Origin of the sequence: Peptoniphilus faecalis (assembly GCF_012976305.1) — a bacterium.
Classification (GTDB): Bacteria; Bacillota; Clostridia; order Tissierellales; family Peptoniphilaceae; genus Peptoniphilus_A; species Peptoniphilus_A faecalis.
In genome coordinates this window covers 105,767-126,950 of record NZ_JABDSR010000004.1, presented here as the reverse complement: position 1 = coordinate 126,950, position 21,184 = coordinate 105,767, and the positions used below count along the sequence as shown (strand labels likewise).

General features: G+C 31.1%; 18 protein-coding genes and 2 other annotated features. All 18 genes read right to left on the bottom strand.

The features are described from left to right. Positions 1-303: a DNA-directed RNA polymerase subunit omega gene (gene rpoZ, locus HKO22_RS03935; protein WP_075658621.1), complete on the bottom strand. Its 303-nt coding sequence runs from the start codon at positions 301-303 to the stop codon at positions 1-3. Further along, entirely contained in the window at positions 300-920 is a 621-nt protein-coding gene (gmk, locus tag HKO22_RS03930) for a guanylate kinase (RefSeq protein ID WP_075658619.1), read from the bottom strand. Before gmk ends, rpoZ begins: the two co-directional genes overlap by 4 nt. 23 nt (positions 921-943) lie before the next feature. After that, positions 944-1,819, bottom strand: coding sequence for a YicC/YloC family endoribonuclease (locus HKO22_RS03925; RefSeq protein ID WP_075658617.1), 876 nt, complete (start codon positions 1,817-1,819; stop codon positions 944-946). Positions 1,820-1,867: 48 nt separating this feature from the next. Further along, the gene (gene leuS, locus HKO22_RS03920) at positions 1,868-4,279 is read right to left on the bottom strand and encodes a leucine--tRNA ligase (protein ID WP_169968709.1); all 2,412 of its coding nucleotides are present in this window, start codon (positions 4,277-4,279) and stop codon (positions 1,868-1,870) included. 8 nt (positions 4,280-4,287) lie between these two features. Beyond that, the gene (gene asnS, locus HKO22_RS03915) at positions 4,288-5,676 is read right to left on the bottom strand and encodes an asparagine--tRNA ligase (protein WP_211660198.1); all 1,389 of its coding nucleotides are present in this window, start codon (positions 5,674-5,676) and stop codon (positions 4,288-4,290) included. A 71-nt stretch (positions 5,677-5,747) separates the two neighbouring features. Further along, on the bottom strand, positions 5,748-7,049 hold the full coding sequence (locus HKO22_RS03910; RefSeq protein WP_169968707.1) for a replication-associated recombination protein A: 1,302 nt from the start codon (positions 7,047-7,049) through the stop codon (positions 5,748-5,750). A 1-nt stretch (position 7,050) separates the two neighbouring features. Continuing rightward, complete coding sequence (nrdR, locus tag HKO22_RS03905) at positions 7,051-7,509, bottom strand: transcriptional regulator NrdR (RefSeq protein ID WP_075658609.1); 459 nt, start codon at positions 7,507-7,509, stop codon at positions 7,051-7,053. Positions 7,510-7,640: 131 nt separating this feature from the next. Beyond that, the gene (gene gltS / locus HKO22_RS03900; RefSeq protein ID WP_144015187.1) at positions 7,641-8,891 is read right to left on the bottom strand and encodes a sodium/glutamate symporter; all 1,251 of its coding nucleotides are present in this window, start codon (positions 8,889-8,891) and stop codon (positions 7,641-7,643) included. Between the two features lie 378 nt (positions 8,892-9,269). Next, a complete protein-coding gene (gene ilvD / locus HKO22_RS03895) occupies positions 9,270-10,934 on the bottom strand; it encodes a dihydroxy-acid dehydratase (protein WP_169968705.1) in 1,665 nt (554 codons plus the stop codon). Between the two features lie 13 nt (positions 10,935-10,947). Next, positions 10,948-11,943, bottom strand: a complete 996-nt coding sequence (gene ilvC, locus HKO22_RS03890) for a ketol-acid reductoisomerase (RefSeq protein ID WP_169968703.1) — start codon at positions 11,941-11,943, stop codon at positions 10,948-10,950. Positions 11,944-11,955: 12 nt separating this feature from the next. Beyond that, on the bottom strand, positions 11,956-12,432 hold the full coding sequence (gene ilvN / locus HKO22_RS03885) for an acetolactate synthase small subunit (protein ID WP_169968701.1): 477 nt from the start codon (positions 12,430-12,432) through the stop codon (positions 11,956-11,958). A gap of 3 nt (positions 12,433-12,435) precedes the next feature. Continuing rightward, on the bottom strand, positions 12,436-14,091 hold the full coding sequence (gene ilvB, locus HKO22_RS03880; protein ID WP_169968692.1) for a biosynthetic-type acetolactate synthase large subunit: 1,656 nt from the start codon (positions 14,089-14,091) through the stop codon (positions 12,436-12,438). A 1-nt stretch (position 14,092) separates the two neighbouring features. Next, a complete protein-coding gene (locus tag HKO22_RS03875) occupies positions 14,093-14,863 on the bottom strand; it encodes an ABC transporter ATP-binding protein (RefSeq protein WP_075658597.1) in 771 nt (256 codons plus the stop codon). 40 nt (positions 14,864-14,903) lie between these two features. Beyond that, positions 14,904-15,112: a binding site (T-box leader), on the bottom strand. Between the two features lie 65 nt (positions 15,113-15,177). Beyond that, the gene (leuB, locus tag HKO22_RS03870) at positions 15,178-16,233 is read right to left on the bottom strand and encodes a 3-isopropylmalate dehydrogenase (RefSeq protein ID WP_169968690.1); all 1,056 of its coding nucleotides are present in this window, start codon (positions 16,231-16,233) and stop codon (positions 15,178-15,180) included. Beyond that, positions 16,230-16,796, bottom strand: coding sequence for a 3-isopropylmalate dehydratase small subunit (gene leuD / locus HKO22_RS03865; RefSeq protein ID WP_169968688.1), 567 nt, complete (start codon positions 16,794-16,796; stop codon positions 16,230-16,232). The genes leuB and leuD overlap by 4 nt, the downstream gene beginning before the upstream one ends. Next, complete coding sequence (gene leuC, locus HKO22_RS03860; protein ID WP_169968686.1) at positions 16,793-18,160, bottom strand: 3-isopropylmalate dehydratase large subunit; 1,368 nt, start codon at positions 18,158-18,160, stop codon at positions 16,793-16,795. The genes leuD and leuC overlap by 4 nt, the downstream gene beginning before the upstream one ends. A 9-nt stretch (positions 18,161-18,169) precedes the next feature. Beyond that, on the bottom strand, positions 18,170-19,678 hold the full coding sequence (locus HKO22_RS03855; protein ID WP_169968684.1) for a 2-isopropylmalate synthase: 1,509 nt from the start codon (positions 19,676-19,678) through the stop codon (positions 18,170-18,172). A 33-nt stretch (positions 19,679-19,711) separates the two neighbouring features. Beyond that, positions 19,712-19,909 (bottom strand) — a binding site (T-box leader). A 158-nt stretch (positions 19,910-20,067) separates the two neighbouring features. Continuing rightward, the gene (gene ftsZ / locus HKO22_RS03850) at positions 20,068-21,156 is read right to left on the bottom strand and encodes a cell division protein FtsZ (protein WP_169968683.1); all 1,089 of its coding nucleotides are present in this window, start codon (positions 21,154-21,156) and stop codon (positions 20,068-20,070) included. Positions 21,157-21,184 lie beyond the last annotated feature (28 nt).

The following is a 21,184-nucleotide window of genomic DNA, read 5'->3' as shown; positions in this document are numbered from 1 at the left end:
TTATTCCTCTTCCAATCCTTCAGAGTTTATTTTTTCAATTCTTTCTTGTTTAATTTTTTCAATTAATTCTTCTTTTTCTTCTGCAATTTTCTTTTCATATTGAGAGTCAGATAACTTTTCTCCAAATTTAATTTTTCCAGCCATAATTTCTTCCAAAGCAATTGTAACTGGCTTTTTACTTTCTGTATCAACAAGTTTTGGATTTCCGTCAATTATCTTTCTAGCTCTCTTTGAAACTAAAATTGCAAGTTCATATCTGGAATTTGCAACTTCTCTTAAATCTTTAAAAGATGGTATTATCATTTATTTCTCTCCTCTTCTGCTTGAACTTCTTTTTTAATATTTTTATGTCTTTTTACTCTTAACTTTTCTGCAGCAATAATATTTTCGATATCCTTAACGGCATTATCTATTACATCATTTATAACAAAATAATCATATTCACCAACAAAATCCAGTTCTTTAAAGGCATTTCTATATCTAGTTTCAATTTCATCTTCAGTTTCTGTATCCCTCTTAACAAGACGAGATTTAAGTTCATCCATAGTTGGAGGAATTAAAAAAATAAAGACTGCTTCCTTGTATTTTTCTTTAATTTGTAAAGCTCCTTGCACATCAATTTCTAAAAGTACAATTTCGCCCTTTTCAATTTCATCAAAAACAAACTTTTTTGGTGTGCCATAATAATTTGTATGAACAAAGGCATGTTCTAAAAGTTCATCATTGTCCACCATTTTTTCAAATTCTTCTCTTGTAGCAAAAAAATAATTTTCACCATTAACTTCGCCTGGTCTAGGTGTTCTCGTGGTTACAGAAGTAGAAAAAATTATATCGTCATTGTTTTTCATAAGAGCCTCGCTTACAGTTCCCTTCCCAGAACCAGAAGGACCTGATAAAACCAATAAAAATCCGCCGTCCAAATCATCACCATCCTAATTATTAACTATTCAACATTTTGTGCTTGTTCACGCAGCTTTTCAATTTCAGATTTAAGTAGAAGAACTTTACTTATAATTTCGATATCATTAGATTTTGAAGCAATTGTATTAGATTCCCTATTCATCTCTTGAATAAGAAAATCTAATCTTCTTCCAATAGCTCCCTCTGAATTTATTATATCATTAAAATTGTCTATATGTATTTTCAATCTAGTGATTTCTTCATCAATGGAAAGCTTGTCAAGCATTATCGCAATTTCAGTCAAAATTCTATCTTCATCTATTTTATTCGAATCAAGATATTCACTAACCCTATCTCTAAGTCTTTTTTCATTTTCTTTAAGAGTAATTGGAGCTCTCTTTTCTATAAAATCAGTTAATTTTTTAATTTCTTCAAGTTTAACTAGAAAATCATTTTTGATTTTTTCACCTTCAATATTTCTAGCTTCGATAAAATCCTTTGCGGCAAATTCAACAACCTCTAGTAGCTCTTTTTTAATATAGTCGCCATCAAATTCAGCTTTTTGTGGTTTAAAAATATTCGAATCTTCAGTTAATTTTGAAAAAGAAAGATCTTCTATAACTCCGAATTTTTTCTGTAAATCTTTACTTATACTAATATACTTATTTAAAAGCTCATAGTCAATATCAATTTTAACATCTTTAGAGTTTAGATAATCAAAATTTATAAAAACATCAACTTTACCTCTTTTAATTTTATCTTTTATAAAAGATTTAACAGATTCTTCAGCATACATAATAGAACTCGGCATCCTTACATTAATATCAAGAAATCTATTATTAACAGATTTCATCTCCACTTTGATACAAAAATCATCACTTCTCTTCTCAAAAAGGCCGTAGCCAGTCATGCTATTCATAAAAACTCCTCATAAAAACTAAAAAGCACTATATAGTGCCTTTCAGTTTTATTTTACAACAATATTTACTATCTTATTTGAAATATAAATTTTCTTTATAACTTTCTTTGATTCAGTATTTTTAGCAAAAAGTTCGTTCTCCTCTACTATTTCAAATACTTTACTTTCAGATGCATCTCTTTCAATTTTAATAGTATACCTAACCTTACCATTAAATTGAACTGGAATTTCAATTTCATCATCTATAATTATTTTTTCATTAAATTTAGGCCAATCTTTTTCTGATAAAATTCCGCCTAAATCACATATTTGCCACAATTCTTCAGTTATATGTGGAGCAACAGGATTTAATAAAATTAAATAAGTCCTGAAGTCTTCTTTTGTGATTTTTCCAACAGAATTAAACTCATTTGAAAGTGTCATAAGTTGTGCTATTGCAGTATTAGCTTTTAGATTTGTATAATCTTCTGTAACTTTTTTAATAGTTTTGTGAATTTCTGAAACTAAACCTTCGCTATAATCTTCTCCATCTACGACAATACTTTGTAAATTCCAAACTCTTTCCAAAAATCTTCTGCAACCCTTAACTCCATTTTCTGACCATGGAACAGGCTTTTCAAAATCACCAATAAACATTTCATAGCATCTAAGTGTATCAGCACCATAATCCCTTACAATATCATCTGGATTTACAACATTTCCTCTTGATTTAGACATTTTTTCGTTGTTATTGCCTAGAATCATGCCATGGGAGGTTCTCTTTTTATATGGTTCTTTAGTTGGAACTACTCCAATATCATACAAAAATTTATGCCAAAATCTTGAATAAAGTAAGTGAAGTGTAGTATGTTCCATACCACCATTATACCAGTCTACTGGAGTCCAATATTCAAGCGCTTCCTTACTTGCAAGCTCTTTGTCATTGTGTGGATCGGTATATCTCAAGAAATACCAAGATGATCCAGCCCACTGTGGCATAGTATCTGTTTCTCTTTTTGCAGGTCCTCCGCATTTTGGACAAGTAGTATTAACCCAATCAGTCATCGTAGCAAGTGGTGATTCACCAGAATCAGTTGGTTCGTAATTTTCAACTTTTGGAAGTAAAAGTGGAAGTTCTTCTTCAGGAAGAGCAACATAACCACATTTATCACAATGAACTATTGGTATTGGCTCTCCCCAATATCTTTGTCTTGAGAACAACCAGTCTCTAAGCTTATAATTGACCTTTCTATCTCCAATATTATTTTCTTCAAGATAATCAATCATCTTGGCAATAGCCTCTTTAACTTCAAGACCATTTAAAATACCTGAGTTTATCATTTTTCCAGTAGAAGTTTCAGTGTTTGCATGTTCACTTATGTCAGAACCTTCAATTACAGGAATTATTTCAAGACCAAATTTTTTTGCAAAGTCGTAGTCACGATCATCATGAGCAGGAACAGCCATAATTGCTCCAGTTCCATAAGTCATGAGAACATAATCTGAAATCCAAATTGGCATTTCTTTATTCGTAAGAGGATTAATGGCTTTAATTCCCTTAATTTCAACACCCGTTTTCTCTTTTTCAAGTTCAGTTCTTTCAAAGTCACTTTTCTTTGCAACTTCTTCTTTATAAGCATTTATTTCGTCTAAATTTTCAATTTTATCTGAATGATTTTTAATTAGCGGATGTTCGGGTGCAATTACCATATAAGTTGCTCCGTAAATTGTATCAGGTCTAGTAGTGAAAACTTCAAGTTTTTCATCAAAATCCTTAAGAGAAAATTTTATACTTGCCCCTTCACTTCTTCCAATCCAGTTTTTTTGTTGTGTTACAACTCTTTCGATGAAGTCAAGGTCATCAAGATCCTCAATGAGTCTATCTGCATAATCAGTAATTTTTAACATCCATTGACTTTTTACACGCCTTACAACAACTTCTCCACATCTTTCGCATTTTCCACCAACAACTTCTTCATTAGAAAGTCCAACTTTACAAGAAGGACACCAGTTTATTGGCATTTCTTTTTTATAAGCAAGTCCATGTTTAAAAAGTTGTAAAAAGATCCATTGTGTCCACTTATAATATTCAGGATCAGTTGTATTTATTTCTCTCGACCAATCAAAGGAAAAGCCAATAGACTTTAATTGTCTTTTAAAATGTTCAATATTGTTTTTTGTAACAATTGCTGGATGAATTTTATTTTTTATTGCATAATTTTCAGTCGGCAAGCCAAAAGCATCCCAACCCATTGGATAAAGTACATTATATCCCTGCATTCTCTTCATTCTAGAAACAATATCAAGAGCAGTATAAGGTCTCGGATGCCCTACATGAAGTCCTTGCCCTGACGGATAAGGAAATTCTACAAGTGCATAGAATTTTTCTTTATCGGAATTATTTTCACATACAAAGGACTCGTGTTCATCCCAAAAGTCTTGCCACTTTTTTTCTATTTCACTAGGTATATATTTTTTCATATTAACTCCTAAAACTCAGCATTTCCAACAGTTCTTGGGAATGGAATTACATCTCTTATGTTTTTCATTCCAGTTATATACATTACAGCCCTTTCGAATCCAAGTCCATAACCAGAGTGAACAACAGAGCCATATCTTCTCAAATCAAGATACCAATTATAAGTATCCATATTCATTCCAATATTTTTCATTTTTTCTTCTAGTACTTCAAGTCTATGTTCCCTTTGGCTTCCTCCAATGATTTCCCCAACTCCTGGAACTAAAAGGTCCATTGCTGCAACAGTTTTTTCGTCTTCATTTTGATACATATAAAAAGCTTTAATTTCTTTAGGATAATCTGTTACGAAAACTGGTTTTTTATAAACTTCTTCTGTAATATATCTTTCGTGTTCAGTTTGAAGATCAATGCCCCAACTTACAGGATAGTTAAATTTTCTATCTGCTTTTTCAAGAATTTCAATAGCTTCTGTATATGTTATTCTTGCAAATTCATTTTTAAGTACATTTTGCAATCTTTCAAAAAGACCTTTGTCAATAAAATTGTTGAAAAATTCCATTTCTTGTGGTGCATTTTCCAAAACATAAGAAATAATATATTTTAACATTTCTTCTGAAACATCCATATTTACATTTAAATCAGCAAATGCCATTTCTGGTTCAATCATCCAAAACTCAGCTGCATGTCTTTGTGTATTTGAGTTTTCTGCTCTAAATGTAGGTCCAAAAGTATAAATATTTTTGAAAGCTTCTGCAAATGCTTCAGCTTCAAGTTGACCAGATACAGTTAAGTGAGTCTTTTTGTTAAAAAAGTCCTTTGAATAATCAACTTCTGTTGGATTTGACTTTGCAATACTATCTATATCAAGTGTTGTTACTTGAAACATCTCTCCTGCACCTTCAGCATCTGATGTTGTGATAATTGGAGCATGAACATAAATAAACCCTTTTTCTTGGAAGAATTTGTGAATTGCATAAGCAATTAATGACCTTACTCTAAAAACAGCATTGAAAGTATTTGCCCTTGGACGAAGATGTGCAATTGTCCTTAAATATTCCAATGTATGTCTCTTTTTTTGCAGAGGATAGGAAGGATCAGATGAACAAAGCGCAACAATTTTATCCGCTTGAAGTTCAAAAGATTGATTCTTTCCTGGAGATTTAACAACCTTTCCACTAACTTCTAATGATGAACTAATTGGATATTTTTCAACTAAATCAAAATTTTCCAAGTCTTTTCCATAAACTACTTGAATTGGTTTAAAGCTTGTACCATCTGTAAGCTCAATAAACCCAAAATTCTTTGATGCTCTGCTTGTTTTTATCCAACCATTTAATAATATTTCTTTATCTAAAAAATCTTCTGGATTTTTAAAAATATCTCTAATGCTAATTGACATAATTCCTCCTAATTTGTATTTGCCACATAATGTTTAAGTATATAATTAAATCCCTTATTTGTCAATTTTACTCACTTTAAACTATCTAAATACTCCTTAATAATCTTTTCATATCCAATATTTTTTGGCTCATAATATTTTCTGCCAATAAAATTATCTGGCATATAAGTTTGATCTACATAGGAGTTTTTATAATTATGTGGATACAAATAATTTTCATTAGTTTCATTTTGCGGATTGTGCTTGTCTCTAATAATTTTAGGAATAATTATATTACTTGAATTTCTGACATCCGCCATGGCTTTATTAATACCAAGATAGGATGCATTTGATTTCTCTGAGGATGCAAGATAAGTTACAGTCTGCGCTAAAATAATTCTAGCTTCAGGCATTCCCACAGCGTTGACACTATTAAAACACGCTGAAGCCATGACCATTGCTTGTGGATTTGCGTTTCCCACATCTTCTGATGCAAAAATCATAAGTCTTCTTGCAATAAATTTTATGTCCTCTCCACCTTCAAGCATCTTTGCAAGATAAATAAGAGCTGCATCTGGGTCAGAGCCTCTCATGGACTTTATAAAAGCAGAAATTGTATCGTAATGCTCATTATTATTTTTATCGTATTTTACATTTTTTATTAAAAGAGAATTTTCTATTACATTTTCATCTACTAAAATTTTCCCATCAATTTTATCCGTCGAAAGAATTGCAATTTCTAAACTATTTAACAAAAATCTTCCATCTCCATTGGAGTTTTTTATAAGAATTTTTTTTGCCAGATCTGTGATCTCTATATTATTATTGCCAAATCCTCTTTCCCTATCACTTAAAGCCATTTCTAATATTTTGAGTAAATCTTTGTCTTCAAGTGGAAATAAATTTATTATTTGCATCCTAGACAACAAAGCTCTATTAACTTCAAAATATGGATTTTCTGTTGTTGCTCCAATTAAAGTTATTACTCCTCTTTCTACAAAAGGCAAAAGTGCATCTTGTTGCGTCTTATTAAATCTATGAATTTCGTCAATGAAAACTATTGTTGAAATATCGTGAAATTTCATAGAGTCTTCAGCCTTTTTCAAAACTTCACGAAGTTCTTTTAAGTTTGATGTGACAGCAGAAAGTTTTATAAAATTTTTATTTGTAGTCTTTGCAATTATTTCTGCCAAAGTAGTTTTTCCAACTCCAGGTGGACCATAAAATAAAATTGAACTAAGTCTGTCGCTTTTTATAAGTCGTGAAAGATATTTTCCCTCGCCAATAACATGATCTTGTCCTACAAACTCAAGCAAATTTCTAGGTCTCATCCTATCAGCAAGAGGTGCCTGCTTCATTAAATTTTTTTGCATGCTAAGTTCAAATAAGTCCATATTAATTCTTCTTTTTTACAAAACTTTCAAGTTCATCAACAAAAGATTGTAAATCTTTAAATTCCCTATAAACTGATGCAAATCTTACATAGGAAACTTCATCTAAATCTTTTAGTTCATTCATTACCATTTCTCCAATTTCTAGAGAAGTAATTTCTCGGCGCATAGAGTTTTCAATTTTCTTTTCAATATTATTAACTGCTTCTTCTATCTTATCAGCAGAAACTGGTCTTTTTTCACATGACTTGATCATTCCCTTAATTATTTTTTCTCGATCAAAAGCTTGCCTATTTCCATCTTTTTTTATAACCATTACAGGAGACTGTTCTATTTTTTCATAAGTAGTAAATCTTTTTTGACATTTTAAACACTCGCGTCTTCTTCTAATTGTATAACCTTCATCTGTTGGTCTAGTGTCTAAAACTTTTGAATCATTGTATCCGCAAAAAGGACATTTCATTGTCTTCACCTCTTCTAATGTAGTCTAAAAGACTATTATAAAATATAATATCATTTAAAAATTTATTAATCAATTAAACTCATCACAAAAAGACCGAACACCTTTTGTGCTCGGTCTTGACCTAAATATTTTTATGAAATACTTTGCGCAATATTTAAGAATACTGTTATAAATACTGAATTTGTAATGTCGATTGCAAAAGCACCTACCATAGGCAATATAAAATATGCTTTTGGTGATGGCCCAAATCTCTCAGTAATTGAGTCCATATTTGCAAGTGCATTATAAGTTGCTCCCATACCAAATCCACAAATACCGCCTGATAAAACTGCCGCATCATAATTTTTACCCATTGCCCAAAAAGTTACAAAGTAAGCAAATAGAGCCATGAATATTGTTTGTGCAAATAGAATTATTAACATAGGACCTGCAACATCTTTAAGATCTAATAAATTAATATCGATTAATGCCATTACTAAGAATACATTTAGCCCCACATCGCCGCAAATAGAGTTAGCTCTTTGGCTAACCATTAGTGGTCCCTTTTTGCCAATAGTATTTACAAAAATCCCTGCAATAATCATGGCAGTTACGTAAGCCGGTAAATTTAATTCTTTTCCAAGAATTGATACATGAGTTCTGATAAATTCTTGAAGAATTGAACCTAATCCAACTGATACAAAAATTAATCCAAGAACTTTAATGAAATCACCTGCTTGAAGAGGAATTACTCTTTCATATCCTTCTCCTGCATTGTTTTCTTCAAGGTTTTCCAACACTTCGTCAAAGTTTGATACATTAGGGTTGTTTCCTGTGAGATTATGCTTTCTAATTAGAGTTGATCCAATTGGTCCACCAATTAAAGACCCCATAATAACTCCGAAAGTTGCTGCAGCTAATCCAAATGTCTTGGCATTGTCCAAACCTAATTTAGCAAATGTGCCTCCCCAAGCTCCAGCAGAACCATGTCCACCTACCATTGTAACTGAACCACAAATAAGCCCTAGAAGAGGATTTTGGTTAAGAGTTTTAGCTAGTACAAGTCCAATTGTATCCTGTCCTATAACTAATATTGCTGATATTAACCAGAATATTAAAAATCCTTTTCCACCTTTTTTCAAAGTGTCAATGTCTGCTCCAACACCTATTGCTGTAAAGAATACCATCATAAATGGATTTTGTAGGGTTTGATCAAATTCAAAAGTTGCAATGCCACCTATTTGTAATAAAAATCTAATTATAGCAAATAAAAATCCGCCAATTACAGGTGCTGGCACACAAAACTTTTGAAAAAAATTAATTTTTTGTCTTAGAAATTTTCCTATGTAGTAAACTATTATCGCAAATCCTACCGTTTGCATTAAATTGAATGAAATGTTCACGTTTTTATAATACCTCCTTTTTCACTACATCACTTATTATAACAAAAAAATTATAACTGAAAAGTAATTATTAAAATTTTTACGTATTGTTTAATCTAATCTTTAAGTATTTTAAAATTAATCATTTTTTATAATTTTTACTGCAAAAATATCTAATCGTAAATATTTTTGCAGTAAAAATTATAAAAAATTCTTAAGCCATGTTCTGAAAATTGTAAAATTTTTTCTGAAAATTAATTTTACAATTAAATCCTTTTCATGTACTTTCATGTCTTTAAAATAATAAAAGAGACTCAAAAATGAACTGCCTCCTATGTTGGTTTTAGGTCCAACTTTTGTTGTCAGTTTAAAATTGAGTCTCCTATATTTATATGGAACTTATTTTAATATAGCTCCTTTATCAGCACTTGTTACCAACCTTCTATATCTATTTAAATATCCAGATACTTTGTTAGTTTCAATAGGGGTAAAGTTTTCAATTCTCTTACTAAACTCTTCATTTGATACTTTTAAATTTAAACTATGATTTAATATATCTATTTCTATTAAATCCCCTTCATTTATTATTCCAATAGCTCCGCCTTGAGCAGCTTCTGGAGAAACATGACCAATGGATGCGCCTCTACTTGCTCCTGAAAATCTTCCATCTGTTATAAGTGCAACAGATGTATCAAGTTTCATACCTGCAAGGGCTGATGTTGGGTTTAACATTTCTCTCATTCCTGGTCCACCCTTAGGTCCTTCGTATCTAATTACTACTACATCGCCATGATTTATATCTCCTCTATAAATCGCCTTTATGGCATCATCTTCTGAATTAAATACTCGAGCTGGTCCAGTGTGTTTCAACATATTGTCTGCAACAGCAGATTTTTTTACAACTGCTCCATCTTTTGCAATATTTCCAAATAAAACGCAAAGTCCTCCTGTTTCAGAAAAGGGATTATTAATATCTCTAATAATATTTTTATTTTTATTTATAGCATTTTTTATGTTTTCAGAAAGATTTTTGCCACTTGCAGTTATTACGTCAAGTTTTAAGAGGTTTTTCTTTGAAAGTTCTTTTTGAACAGCCGCAATACCGCCAGCAAAATATAAATCTTCTATATGAGTATCTCCTGCTGGTGCAAGATGACAAAGATTTGGCACTTTATCGCTAACTTCATTTATATCATTTAAATCTACTTCAATTCCTGCTTCATTTGTAATTGCTAAAAGATGAAGAATTGTATTTGTAGAACAACCTAGTGCCATATCACAAGCTAGTGCGTTTTTAACTGAATCTTTGTTTATGATATCTTTTATCTTTATATCTTCTTTTAAAAGATTCATTATTTGCATTCCTGTTTTTTTACCTAATCTTAGTCTTTCCGAGTATACTGCTGGGATTGTGCCATTTCCAGTTAAAGCAAGACCTATTGCTTCACTAAGACAATTCATTGAATTAGCTGTATACATTCCTGCACATGATCCACAACTAGGACATGCGGATTTTTCTAATTCCATAAGTTTTTCTGCTGTTATTAAATCTGCCTTAAATGCACCAACAGCTTCAAACATTTTTGATAGAGAAATTTCATCATTTTGATCATGTCCTGCAAGCATTGGTCCTCCACTAACTAAAATAGTAGGAAGATTTACTCTAAGTGCACCCATTATCATTCCAGGCACAATTTTATCACAGTTAGGGACAAGTACTAATGCATCAAGCCCATGTGCAATAGCCATAGATTCTACACTGTCTGCAATGAGTTCTCTACTTGGAAGTGAATATTTCATTCCTGTATGTCCCATAGCTATCCCATCACATACTCCTATTGATGGAATCATTATTGGAGTTCCTCCATTCATTAGAACTCCTTCTCTTACAGCTTTTTCAAGCTTGTCTAAAAACATATGACCTGGTACTATTTCACTATATGCAGATATTATTCCAACAAGTGGTCTATCTAGCTGTTCATCAGTATATCCTAATGCATAAAAAAGTGACCTGTTGGGAGCCCTTTCGGGTCCCCTTACTACATTATCACTTCTTAAATTCATAATTTCTCCTCTCTTATTTTTTCAACCAACTCATCATTTTTCTAAGTTCTTTGCCAACAGATTCTAATTGATGTTCTCTTTCTTTTCTTCTTGTTGTTAAGAATTTGATTTTTCTTCCTGATGAAAATTCTGTCATAAATTCTGATGCAAAAGCACCTGTTTGTATATCATCAAGAATATCTTTCATAGCTTCTCTCGTTTCTTTTCCAATTATTTTTTTGCCAGCATGATAGTCCCCATATTCAGCTGTATTTGAAATTGAATTTCTCATGTTTTCAAATCCACCTTCGATAATCATATCTACAATTAATTTCATTTCATGTATACATTCAAAATATGCCATTTCTGGTTCATATCCAGCATTTACTAATGTTTCAAAACCTGCTTTCATAAGTTCTGTAACTCCACCACAAAGTACAGCTTGTTCTCCAAATAAATCTGTTTCTGTTTCTTCTTTAAATGTAGTTTCAAGAATTCCTGCACGGCCTGCTCCAATTCCTGACGCATATGCAAGAGCAAGATCCTTTGCATTACCTGTTGCATCTTGATATACTGCAATTAGAGAAGGTACTCCTGCTCCCTTTTCATATTCACTTCTAACAGTGTGTCCTGGTCCCTTTGGAGCAACCATAATTACATTTATGTCTTCTGATGGCCTCACTAGATTATAATGAATATTAAATCCATGAGCATACATCAATGTGTCACCTTTTTTCATATATGGTGCAACTTTTTCCTTATACAAATCAGCAGAAATTTCATCTGGTACGAGCATCATAACCATATCGCCTTTTTTTGCAGCTTCTTCTACACTAAAAACCTCTAGACCATATTCTTTTGCTTTTTGTATTGATTTCGAACCTTCATGAAGCCCAACTATTACATTTACTCCACTTTCTTTAAGGTTTAATGCATGAGCATGACCTTGCGATCCAAAGCCAATAATAGCTACTGTTTTACCACTTAATAATTCTAAATTTGCGTCTTTGTCATAATATTTTTTTATCATTTTTTACTCCCTTCATCTTTTCATGGCTGTTATGCCAGTTCTACAAAAATCTATAATTTCATAAGATTCAATGACCTTTAAAAAGGCATCGACTTTTGCAGGCTTACCTGTAATTTCTACTATTAGTGAGTCCTTTGAAAAATCCACTATATTAGCTTTATATATATTCGCAATGTTTACAACTTCCATTGCCCTTTCACTTTTACATTTTATCTTTACTAGACAAATCTCTCTTTGTACAGCCTCTTCCCTAGTTATGATTTCAATATCTCTAACTACTTCAAGTTTTGCACATTGACTAACAATTTGCTTTAACTCATATTTATCTTCTATAATAGTTGTTATTGTTATTTTAGAATGCTTGCTATCTTTAACAGCAGAAACTGTAAGAGATTCTATATTATAGCCTCTTCTTGCAAATAGAGATGCTATCCTTGTCAGTGTTCCTGACTGATTATCTACTAATAAACTTAATACTTCATATTTCATAAACTACTCCACAATTAAATCATCCACCGTTCCACCAGCTGGTATCATTGGTAAAACTAAATTTTTATCTGATATATTAACATTTATCACTGATGTAATTTTACTTGCCCTTGCCTTGTTAAAGGCATCTCTAAATTCTTCTAGTGAGTTTACATCATATCCCATTGCTCCAAATCCCTTTGCAACAATATCAAATTTTGTATCTTTGCCCTTTGTATGTGAAAATCTATCATGATATATTAAATGTTGCCATTGTTTTATCATTCCTAAAGCTTTATTATTTAGAACTATTACAATAATTTTTATTCCATAAAATACTGATGTAGCTAATTCATTTAAATTCATATGAAAAGATCCATCTCCAGTAATTAGAATCACTTCTTTATCTGTGTTTGCACATTTAGCCCCTATACTTGCTCCCATTCCAAATCCCATAGTGCCAAGACCAGCACTAGTAATAAAATTTCTAGGATTATAAATTTTTGCCCTTTGTGCAGTCCACATTTGATGTTGTCCAACATCTGTGACTATTATTGTATTTTCATCCATATCTTCATTAATAATGTCAATTAAATCAAAGGGTTTTATTCCCTCTTCTTTGTTCACAAGTTCTCTATCTTTTTCTTTTAATTCAGTAATTCTATTTTGCCAAGAGCATCTGTCTTTTTCCAGAATTAAGGACTCTAATTCAAAAACAATATCTTTAATGTCGCATACAATATTTATATCGACAAAGACATTCTTGTCTATTTCACTTTCATCAATATCTATTTGAATAATTGTTGCATTTGGAGCAAATTTATTTCTATTAAGTGCAACCCTATCAGAAAATCTAACTCCAATAGCGACTAATAAATCACATTCTTCAATTGCATAGTTTGCACTTTGATTTCCATGCATCCCAACAAGACCAAGATTTAAATTATCCTTTGGATCTAGTACGCCCTTACCAGTAATTGTATGACAACTTGGGATTTTTCCCTTTTTTAAAAGTTTTCTAAGTTCTAAATATGCTCCAGAGCTTTTAACCCCTCCACCAACATAGGCAACAGGTTTTTTTGCATTGTTTATTAAATCAGAAATCTTCAATAAATCATCTCTATTAGGAACAACGCCATTTCCTTCTTTTTTTGCTTTTATATTTTTAAATTCTGCCTTTGAAGAAAATATATCCTTTGGAATATCTATAAGAACAGGACCTTTTCTCTTATCATTTGCTATTTCATAAGCTCTTACAATTGAATACTCTAAATCTTCTATATTTTTTATTAAAAATGAATGCTTTGTAATTGGAATTGTCATGCCCACAATATCAATCTCTTGAAAGGAATCTCTACCTAAAAGAGTTGTCGATACATTGCCTGTTAAAGCTATCATAGGAACTGAATCCATAAAAGCTGTTGCAATTCCAGTTACTAAATTTGTAGCACCAGGACCACTTGTTGCAATACATACTCCAGTTTTCCCTGAACTTCTAGCATATCCATCTGCACTATGTGCTGCTGATTGCTCATGCGAATTTGTTATAGTAATAATATCTTTGTGATCATAAATAGCATCATATAAATCAATTACTGCTCCTCCGGGATATCCAAATATAGTGTCTATCCCAAGGTTTATAAGTGTCTTTAATATTATTTCATTTCCTGTGTATTTCATTTTACCTCCTAGCGTTAACTTCTATTGAGTAATAATTATTTTTTTTGGTTAAATTCAAATCTATGCCATATAAATTTTTTAAGTTTTCCGAATTTAAAACTTCACTTTTCTTTCCACATTTAAAAATTTTTCCATCTTTTAATAATAGTACATTTGTTATTTTTGGAATTGTTTCTTCTACATCATGTGTGATATAAATTAGATCAGTTTTAGCTTTTCTTAATGTGTCTAAAATATTTTCCCTTTCGCATATATCTAATGATGCACAAGGTTCATCTAAAATCAAAACTTCTGGTTTTTGAATTAAGCTTCTGACAATTAAGACTTTTTTTCTCTCGCCTGAAGATAAATTTTTGAAGTACTCACTTTTTAACTTAGAAAGATTATATTCTTTTATATATTCTTCCACAGTTTCTTCCTCTTCCTTTGTAACTTCGTCATAAATTCCAATTGTCTTTTTTATACCTGAAATTAAAATTTCTTTTACAGTCATATTGAAAAATGTTGGATTGAATTTTTCCATTGTTGATGAAATGATTCCAATTTTATCTTTTACTTGACTCCAATTGTCTTTTCCAAATTCCCTTCCAAAACACATTATTCTTCCTGTTGTAGAAATTCTATATGCCATAAGCATTGAAAAAAGTGTACTTTTCCCACTGCCATTTGGCCCTAATACAAGCCAATTTTCTCCACTTTTTATTTTTAAATTTATATCTTTTAAAATAGTTTTTCCATCTCTAATAAAGGAAACTCCACAAAACTCTATCATCTTTTCTCCTAATAATCCTAATAAAAAAATCCTGAGATATTCTCAGGACGAAATTCGCGGTACCACCTAAATTATTAAATCAAAAAATTTAATCACTTATTTTAAATAACGGCTTTAACCGTCACTTCCTACTTACTTCAGAAATGATGCTAGAAAATGATCTATAATAATCAAAACAATTGCATTCCACCAAACTGCAACTCTCTTAATGTTTTCTAAATTATTACCCTTTTTCTTTAGCGCAAAATTAATATAACTCTTTTTTTGTATTGTTAATTATATTAATTTAATTTTCTAAAAGTGTCAAGTTTTTTTTATAAATTTTTAATAATTTCGTCTGTTATATCTTTTGTGGTATAGTAATTTTCTTTATTTAAATCAAAGCTTAAAATGTCTTTTTCAATAGTTTTTTTAACAGATTCTTCTATTTCTTTTGCTAAATCTTCTCTATTAAAGGAAAATTTAAGCATCATTGCTACTGAAAGAATAGTTGCAATTGGATTTACAATATTTTTGCCTGCAATATCTGGCGCTGAACCATGTATTGGCTCATATAGAGATATACTATCTCCAATTGATGCCGAAGGAAGTAGGCCAATAGATCCTGTTATCTCACTTAATTCATCAGATAAAATATCTCCAAAAATATTATTTGTCAGAATTACATCAAAATTTCGAGGATTTTTAATAAGCTGCATAGAGGCATTATCTACGTACAAAAATTCAAGTTCTACATCTTTAAAATCTTCATGAACTTCCTTTACAACTTCTCTCCATAGTTTTGAAGAATCAAGAACATTTGCCTTATCTATTAAACTTAATTTTTTTCTTCTATCTCTTGCTGCTATAAAAGCATATTTTGCAATCCTTTTAATTTCCTTTTCATCGTAGAATTCTACATCATAGGCCTTTCTTATGCCCTTCTCTACATAGATATCTCTCTTGCCAAAATAAATTCCTCCAAGAAGTTCTCTCACAACTAAAATATTTAAGTCTTTTACTATTTCGTTTTTTATTGGAGATCTGTCTAGTAATTTTTCATAAATTTTTGCAGGTCTAAGATTAATATAGACTCCCATTTCTTTTCTAAGTCTTAAAAGTCCCTTTTCCGGTCTTTTGTCCCTTTCAATATTATCCCATTTTGGACCTCCAACTGCTCCAAGGAGGACTGCATCTTTATTTTTAAGCATCTCCTTTGTTTCTTCTGGAAAGGGATCTCCATATTTATCAATGGCATCTCCACCTATTTCAGCAAAATTTAAATTATATTTGAAATCACTTTTATTTGAAATTTCCTCTAAAACTTTTAAAGCGGAGTTTATAATTTCTTCTCCAACCCCATCTCCTTTTAAAACTAAAATTTCCTTCATATTTTACTCTCCTCATATGAGCTTATTAATTCTTCATATTTTAAAATTTCTGAAATATTGTCTTCTCCATTTATTAGTTTTTCTCTGAAAGAATCTTCAATTTCAAAACTATAAATTCTATCTTCTTGAGTAATCTTTTTGTTTATAATATCTATTTCTATTTCAATATCATCTACAAGTTCTCTTCTGTATTTTTCATCTAAAATAATTGGGAGTCTATTGTTATTTATATAATTCATATAAAATATAGGCGAATATCCCCCCGCTATAATAATATCAATTCCGTAGTCAATAAGAGCCCATGCTGCATGCTCGCGTGAAGAACCACATCCAAAATTATCCCCTGTTATTAAAATATTTCTATCTTTATTTTTATCAATGTTAAGAGGAAAATCCTTAATTTCTTCTCCCTTCACATCATATCTCCAAGGCGAAAATAGTGCCTTTTCAAAACCCTTTCTCTTAGTCGTCTTTAGATAATTTTTGGGAATTAGTATATCTGTATCAATATTGTCTTTAAAAATAATTATTGGCTTTGATTTAATTACTTCTATCTTTTTCATACTATTCTCCCTTCTATTGCACAAAGTGCTGCTGTATAAGGTGATACTAGATGTGTCCTAGAAAGTCTACCTTGTCTTCCTTCAAAATTTCTATTTGAAGTAGATACACAATGTTTAAATTCATCAATTTTATCATCGTTCATAGCTAAACAATATGAACATCCCGGTTCTCTAAGTTCACATCCAGCATCTAAAAATATTTTATCTAATCCCTTCTCATGTATATATCTTTTCACTTCCATAGAACCTGGAACAATTATACAACGTATACCATCTTTTACTTTATTTCCCCTAATAACATCTGCTGCTATTTTCATATCTATAATTCTTCCATTTGTGCATGAGCCAATAAAAACTGTATCCACTTTTATTTCATTTGCTCTCATATTTTCTTTTATTCCCATATATTCATAGGATTTTTTATCTTCTTCTGATTTAATTTTTGGAAAGTATTCATCTATATCACAAGTCATAGATGGATTTGTCCCATAGCTTACTTGCCTTTTTAAATTGCTAACATCTAAACTTATTATTTTATCGTAGCAACTCTCATCGTCTGTATATAAATCTTCAATTGATTTCAAATATTTTTCAAAAGCTTTTCCTTTAGGTGTATATTTCCTATTTCTAATATATTCTATAGTCTTGTTGTCAGGCTTTATAATCCCAAACTTTGCACCACCTTCAATTGCCATATTAGAAAGTGTAAGTCTCTGTTCCATTTCCATGTTCTCAATTGTGTCGCCATAAAATTCTATTGCATATCCACTACCAAAAGATGTTGAATACTTACTTATTAATTTTAGAATAATGTCTTTTGAACTTATGTTTTTACCAAGCTGTCCAGTAATTTTAACTCCCATATTTTTAGGTTTTTTATTCCAAATACATTGTGTTGCAAATACATCTTCAACTTCACTTGTACCTATTCCAAAAGCTATTGCACCCATAGCGCCATGTGTTGCAGTATGTGAATCTCCACACACTATTGTCTTTCCCGGAAGAGATAGACCCATTTCAGGTCCAATCATATGGACTATTCCATTATTTTCTGAATTCATATCAAAAAGCTCTATTCCATATTCTTTACAATTTTTTTCTAAAGTTTCTAACTGTTCTTTTGAAAGTTTATCTTTAATTTCTGATATATTTTTTCTATTTTCTATTCTTGTAGGCGTATTGTGATCCATTGTAGCAAAAGTCAAGTCAGGTCTTCTAAAATTCCTATTCTTAATTCTTAATGCTTCAAAAGCTTGAGGAGATGTAACTTCATGAATTAAATGAAGGTCAATGTATAATAAGTCTTTATCATCTTTCGATGTAATTACATGTCTATCCCAAATTTTTTCAAATAGTGTTTTCATATTCTATCCTCATCTTTCAATTCTATTTACTGCATTTATATAAGATAATATTCCCGATTTTATGATGTCATTGTCTAATCCCTTAGCACCAAGTGTCCTATTTGTATCTTCGTCATATACTCTAATTATAGTCTCCCCAAGTGCATCCTTTCCTTGCGTAACTGAGTTTATAGAAAAATCTTTTAATTTAATATTTCTAGATGTAATCTTTCTCATTGCATCAAATGCAGCATCTATAGGGCCTTTACCAGTACCTAGCATCTCTATTTCTCTATCATCTTTTTTAACTTTTATTATTGTCTTAGAATCTTTTCCATTACTTGTCATAGATTGATAATCTAAAAATTCATATCCTCCAGGAACTAATTTATTGTTGGCACTCATAATCGCAATTAAATCATCATCATAAATTTCTTTTTTAACATCGGATACCTCTTTAAATTTTTCAAAAATATCATTCATCTCTATATCATTTACAATAAAACCTAATTCTTCTAGTTTTTGTTTTAATGCATGTTTTCCTGAATGCTTGCCCAGTACAAAAGAATTTGCTTTATAACCTATCATTGAAGGATCCATAATTTCATAAGTCTCTTTATTTTTTAAAACTCCATGTTGATGAATTCCAGCCTCATGACTAAATACATTTTTACCGACAATTGGCTTTGTTGGACTTATTTTAACTCCAATTATTGAAGAAAGCATTTCTGAAGATTTCATTATTTCTTTAGTATTAATATTTGTATCTATATTAAAAAAATCCCCTCTTGTTTTTAATGCCATTACAACTTCTTCCATCGCTGTATTGCCAGCTCTTTCTCCTATACCATTTATTGTACATTCAACTTGAGTTGCCCCTGCCTTTATTGCTGCAAGTGAATTTGCAACAGCAAGCCCTAAATCATTATGACAATGTACTGATATGTCTACATTTTCAATTCCTACAACCTTTTCTCTTACCTTTTTAATGATATCTGAATACTCATCTGGCATAATATAACCTACAGTATCGGGAATATTTATTGTCGTAGCTCCACAATCTACTGCAATTTGAATTACCTCTATCATAAAATCTACATCTGTTCTTGTAGCATCTTCACATGAAAATTCAATATCAGAAAATTTTTCTTTTGCATAAGTAACATGCTTTCTAACGGAATTTTTAACATCCTCTCTAGTCATTTCTAGTTTATATTCCATGTGAATATCACTTGTAGCAATAAAAATGTGCAATCTTTTATATTTCGCATCCTTTAAAGCTTCATAAGCTCTATCTATATCATTTTTATTGCATCTTGCAAGGGAAGCTACTGTCATATTTTTTGCTATTTTTGCAACTTCTCTTATGGAATTAAAATCTTCCACTGAAGATGCAGCAAAACCTGCTTCAATAACATCTACTCCCAACTTCTCTATTTGATAAGCCAGTTGAACTTTTTCTTTTCTGTTCATTGAACATCCTGGGGATTGCTCTCCATCTCTCAATGTAGTATCAAAAATTTTTACTATCTTTTTCATCTTTTCCTCCTAATAAAAAAGTCCTGAGAATAATCTCAGGACGAATGATCGCGGTACCACCTAAATTGCTTTACAGCCACTTGAAACTTTTAACGTAGTTATACGTCACTACCTACTTTATTCAATAGTGATGCGAGAAAATGAGTTGCAAAAAATTCAAGTAATGTTTCTCACCAAATAACATCTCTCTTAAACTTAGATAAATTTTGCGCTTTTTCTCATAGCTATATAGTATTCAAAGTTGTACAATATTATCTCAATATTTAATGAATGATTATAATGTTCAATTTTATTTTTGTCAAGTAAATTTATTAATTTATTTTTTTTAATTTAATAAAAAAGGACATTGTCTCCAATGTCCAAAATGTTATATTATGAAAATAATTCTATTATTTTCTATTAATTCTCAAGAAAGAAGGGATTTTAAGTTCGCCACTATCTTCTTCAGTATCTTCAAGAGATTCAAGGGGGCTTTTCTCTGAAACTTCCGTTTTGCTTTCTTTTTTATCCTTCTTTTCATCTTTATACTTATCGAATTCAGTTGCAATAACTGTTATCTTTACTTCATCCTTAAGTGTTTCGTCAATTCCTGCACCGAAGATAATATTTGCATCTTCAGATACACAATCTCTAATTAAATCTGCTGCTTCATTAACTTCAAAAATACCAAGATCTGACCCTGCAGTAATATTCAATAGGACAGATTTTGCTCCTTCAATAGAAGTTTCTAGTAGAGGAGAATTGATTGCAAGTTTTGCAGCTTCTGTAGCTCTATCATCACCTGAAGCACGACCAATACCCATATGAGCAACGCCTTTGTCATACATAATCGTTTTAACATCAGCAAAATCAAGGTTGATTAAATTAGGTACAGAAATCAAATCTGAAATACCTTGAATACCTTGTTTTAAAATGTCATCAGCCATTTCAAAAGCTTGTGAGAAGCTAGTCTTCTTGTCTGCAACGCTAAGAAGTCTGTCATTTGGAATTATAACTAATGTATCAACTTTTCCCTTTAGAGAGTTTATTCCTAATTCAGCAGATTTTGCTCTTTTTTTACCTTCAAATGTAAAGGGTTTTGTAACAACACCAACTGTTAGTAGGCCTAATTCTTTTGCAACATCAGCTATAACAGGAGCTGCACCAGTACCAGTACCTCCACCCATACCTGCAGTGATAAACACCATGTCAGCACCTTCAAGAGCTTCTCTAATTTCATCAATTGATTCTTCTGCTGCTTGTTCTCCTACTTCAGGATTCGCACCTGCTCCAAGACCTTTAGTTATTTTTTCACCAAGTTGAATCTTGTTTTCGGCAAGTGAGCTTTTTAATGCTTGTTTGTCAGTATTGAAAGCTAAAAATTCTACGCCTTTAACACCAGCGTTAATCATTCTATTAACAGCGTTGTTTCCGCCGCCACCAACGCCAACTACTTTAATTTTGGCAAATTCGTCTTGATCCATATCGAATTCCAACATAAACATCCTCCTCTTATACTAATTAATT

Excerpts from the sequence above, each read along its gene's own strand:
- leuC (WP_169968686.1), bottom strand. The coding sequence starts at position 18,160 with ATGAAAACACTATTTGAAAAAATTTGGGATAGACATGTAATTACATCG.
- leuD (WP_169968688.1), bottom strand. The coding sequence starts at position 16,796 with ATGAAAAAGATAGAAGTAATTAAATCAAAGCCAATAATTATTTTTAAA.
- HKO22_RS03910 (WP_169968707.1), bottom strand. The coding sequence starts at position 7,049 with ATGGACTTATTTGAACTTAGCATGCAAAAAAATTTAATGAAGCAGGCA.
- asnS (WP_211660198.1), bottom strand. The coding sequence starts at position 5,676 with ATGTCAATTAGCATTAGAGATATTTTTAAAAATCCAGAAGATTTTTTA.
- leuS (WP_169968709.1), bottom strand. The coding sequence starts at position 4,279 with ATGAAAAAATATATACCTAGTGAAATAGAAAAAAAGTGGCAAGACTTT.
- ilvC (WP_169968703.1), bottom strand. The coding sequence starts at position 11,943 with ATGATAAAAAAATATTATGACAAAGACGCAAATTTAGAATTATTAAGT.
- HKO22_RS03875 (WP_075658597.1), bottom strand. The coding sequence starts at position 14,863 with ATGATAGAGTTTTGTGGAGTTTCCTTTATTAGAGATGGAAAAACTATT.
- ilvB (WP_169968692.1), bottom strand. The coding sequence starts at position 14,091 with ATGAAATACACAGGAAATGAAATAATATTAAAGACACTTATAAACCTT.
- ftsZ (WP_169968683.1), bottom strand. The coding sequence starts at position 21,156 with ATGTTGGAATTCGATATGGATCAAGACGAATTTGCCAAAATTAAAGTA.
- HKO22_RS03925 (WP_075658617.1), bottom strand. The coding sequence starts at position 1,819 with ATGAATAGCATGACTGGCTACGGCCTTTTTGAGAAGAGAAGTGATGAT.
- nrdR (WP_075658609.1), bottom strand. The coding sequence starts at position 7,509 with ATGAAATGTCCTTTTTGCGGATACAATGATTCAAAAGTTTTAGACACT.
- ilvD (WP_169968705.1), bottom strand. The coding sequence starts at position 10,934 with ATGAATTTAAGAAGTGATAATGTAGTAAGGGGACCCGAAAGGGCTCCC.
- HKO22_RS03855 (WP_169968684.1), bottom strand. The coding sequence starts at position 19,678 with ATGAAAAAGATAGTAAAAATTTTTGATACTACATTGAGAGATGGAGAG.
- leuB (WP_169968690.1), bottom strand. The coding sequence starts at position 16,233 with ATGAAGGAAATTTTAGTTTTAAAAGGAGATGGGGTTGGAGAAGAAATT.
- ilvN (WP_169968701.1), bottom strand. The coding sequence starts at position 12,432 with ATGAAATATGAAGTATTAAGTTTATTAGTAGATAATCAGTCAGGAACA.
- rpoZ (WP_075658621.1), bottom strand. The coding sequence starts at position 303 with ATGATAATACCATCTTTTAAAGATTTAAGAGAAGTTGCAAATTCCAGA.